This is a genomic window from Duganella sp. GW821-FHT01E12 (assembly GCF_059422325.1).
The window spans coordinates 1-3,097 of sequence record NZ_JBWKWR010000027.1; the positions used below are offsets into that span (position 1 = coordinate 1).

2 protein-coding genes are annotated in these 3,097 nt (G+C 55.8%); both read left to right on the forward strand.

Translation table 11 applies throughout. The features are described from left to right. Window positions 1–301: 301 nt before the first annotated feature. Window positions 302–1,666 (forward strand): sodium-dependent transporter, encoded by a 1,365-nt coding sequence (locus AC07WS_RS30300; protein ID WP_494732636.1) that lies wholly within the window; start codon window positions 302–304, stop codon window positions 1,664–1,666. A gap of 84 nt (window positions 1,667–1,750) precedes the next feature. Then, a complete protein-coding gene (locus AC07WS_RS30305) occupies window positions 1,751–2,962 on the forward strand; it encodes a sensor histidine kinase (RefSeq protein WP_494732637.1) in 1,212 nt (403 codons plus the stop codon). The last annotated feature ends 135 nt before the right edge of the window (window positions 2,963–3,097 follow it).

Sequence of the window (3,097 nt, forward strand, 5' to 3'; positions counted from 1 at the left end):
AAGTATCAGCAGGACTAGCCTGCTGTGCACTTTCATCAAACGTCCACACTTATCGACTGTTAATTTTTAAAGAACTTGTTCGGTACTGCGTTTGCTGCGAAGCGTTGTGTCCGTCAGCGAAGAAGAAAGAGTATGAAGCGTTTAGATCGTTTCGTCAACCCCTACTTTTCCCCACCTAACTCAGCAACGTGTGCTGTGTTCTGCAAGGGGGCGAACTATAGCAAAGCCCCCTCGATAACTGCAAGGCCTTTTTTCGAACTGCTACAATCGCGCCCTTTAGAATTTGGCAGGAATGCATTCAATGACCAATAGCACAATCAAACGCGGTGGCTTCAGCTCCAGCTTCGGTGTCCTCGCCGCGACACTGGGCTCGGCCGTGGGGCTCGGCAATATATGGAAGTTCCCTTATCTGACCGGCGCTAATGGCGGTGCAGGTTTCCTGTTGATCTATTTGCTCGCGACCCTGGTCATCGGTCTGCCCGTCATGATTGCGGAGATAGCCATGGGACGTGCAGCGAAAGCTAATCCGATCACTGCATTGCAAAAACTCAGCCCCAAGAAAGGCATGCCATGGTGGCTGGTCGGCGCGGCCGGCATGGCAGCGGCCTTCCTGATTCTGTCCTTCTATTCCGAAGTGGTTGCCTGGGTTTTCGCCTATGTATTCAAGGCCATCGGTGGCTCCATTCTAAGCAGCGATCGCCACGTCACCGAGGGCGCGTTCGCTGTGCTGATCGCCGATCCTATGCAATCGCTACTGTGGCAATGGGGCGTACTCGCCTTTATCGGCGGCATCCTGCTGATGGGCGTGACCAAGGGCATTGAAGGCATCGCCAAGAAGTTGATGCCCATACTGTTCCTACTGTTGCTGGTGCTGTGCGCGGTCAGCCTATCGCTGGACAAAGCAGCCGACGGTTTGGGCTTCCTGTTCCGCCCCGACTTCAGCAAGATCACCGCCAGCGTCATTCTTACTGCAATGGGCTTGGCGTTCTTCAAGCTCTCCTTGGGCATGGGCACGATGATGACCTACGGCTCCTACTTCCGCGACGACCAGAATATTCCACAGACCACGCTGCGCGTCATGGCAGCCGACCTGTGCGTCTCCATGCTGGCGGGCATCGCGATCTTCCCTGCGGTATTCACTTTCGGCTTTGCGCCGGCAGCCGGGCCTGCGCTGGTCTTCATCACTATCCCTGCAGTGTTCTCGCAGATTCCTGGCGGCCAGTGGCTGATGATCGCCTTCTTCGTGCTCGCCTCCGTGGCCGCTACCGGTGCGATGCTGTCGCTGATGGAAGTGCCTGTCGTGATCCTGCATGAGCGACTGGGTTTTAGCCGCGCCAAGGCCACGTCGCTCACCATCGCCTTCCTGATGCTGCTCGGTTCCAGCTGCGCACTGACTAACAACATGCTCGCCAATTTCAAACTGTTTGGCATGAACATGTTTGACCTGTTCGACTTCGTTTCGTCCAATCTGCTGCTGCCATTGGGAGGCATCTTGCTGGCCATCTTTGTAGGCTGGGTGTGGGGGATGGACAAGTTCAACCAAGCGCTGTCGAATCACGGCACATTAAGCAACCAGGCCGTGATACGCATGGTCTTTTTCCTGTTGCGCTACGTCTCGCCAGCACTGATTCTTTTGGTAATGTTGAAGGGTTTGAATTTGTTATAGGCGCAACGGTCTCACTCTTTTTTTCACCTCCGCCTGAACAGTATGCATATACTATCTTGACCGTGAATATCCTCAGGCTGCGTGATGAACCAGAGCGAGATCCCCGTAATACCGATGCCGACGATACTCATCGTCGACGATTCGCTTTCCTATCTGGCAGCACTGTTGGACCGGCTTGAGCGACACGGCTTTATGATTGTGCTGGCCCAGACCGCCGCCGAAGGCCTGATGCGCGCGGAATTCGCCGAGCCGGACCTGATCCTGCTTGATGTCGTCATGCCCGGCATCGACGGCTTCGAGGCCTGCAGGCGCCTCAAGGCCTGCAAGGCCACCAAGGATATCCCCGTCATCTTCATGACCGGGCTAACCGACCCCAAGCAAAAGGTTACGGGCTTCGACGCTGGCGGCGTGGACTACATCACCAAGCCATTCCAAATCGAAGAGGTGCTCGCGCGCATCAATACCCACCTGGCGCTGCGCAAGGCCAACCGTGAATTGCAGGACATGATCGTCACACTGGACAAGGCGCGCAAAGACCTTGTGCGCAATGAGCGCCTGGCCGGACTGGGCGCCATGGTGGCCGGCATCGCGCACGAACTGAATACGCCGATCGGCAACAGCCTGATGGCATCCTCCACGTTTGAAATGCAGACCGATGAGATTACCAAACACCTGACGGCGGAAGGCGGTATAACGCGCAAGGAGTTTGAGCACTACATCAGAAATGCGCAGCTGTCGGTGGATATACTGGGCCGCAATCTGCATCGCGCGGCGGAGATCGTCACTAATTTCAAGCAAGTGGCAGTCGACCAGACTAGCTCTCAACGTCGCAGTTTTTTGTTGGCCGAAGTGGTAGCCGGTAATGTGCTGACGCTGCAGCCGACGATCAAGCGTACGCCCTACGTAATCCAGCAGCGGATACCGCCGGACCTGATGATGGAAAGTTATCCAGGTCCGATCGGACAGGTGATTACCAACCTGATCAACAACGCCATTCTGCATGGTTACGAAGGCCGCAACGAAGGACTGATCGACATCTCGGCCAGCCTTTCGGCCCAAGGCTTGGTGACGCTGTCGGTTGAAGATCATGGCGCCGGCATCCAGAAGGAATATCTGTCGCGCATCTTCGATCCGTTCTTCACTACCAAGTTGGGGGTTGGCGGCTCAGGCTTGGGGCTGAATATCGTCCATAACATTGTCACCGAGATTTTGGGTGGCGTCATCGACGTCGTCAGCGAACCTGGCGGCGGCACGCGGTTCACGCTGACGCTGCCGATGCTGGCACCGACGCGTTAGCACGGTTTCTGTGTTTAACAGACGCAAAAAAGCCCGCTCAGTTCACTGAGCGGGCTTCTTCTTATAACTAGCCTGACGATAACCTACTTTCACACTGGTTGCAGCACTATCATCGGCGCAGAGTTGTTTCACGGT

Bases quoted from the DNA above. Each gene is read 5' to 3' on its own strand.
- AC07WS_RS30300 (WP_494732636.1), top strand. From the start codon at position 302: ATGACCAATAGCACAATCAAACGCGGTGGCTTCAGCTCCAGCTTCGGT.
- AC07WS_RS30305 (WP_494732637.1), top strand. From the start codon at position 1,751: ATGAACCAGAGCGAGATCCCCGTAATACCGATGCCGACGATACTCATC.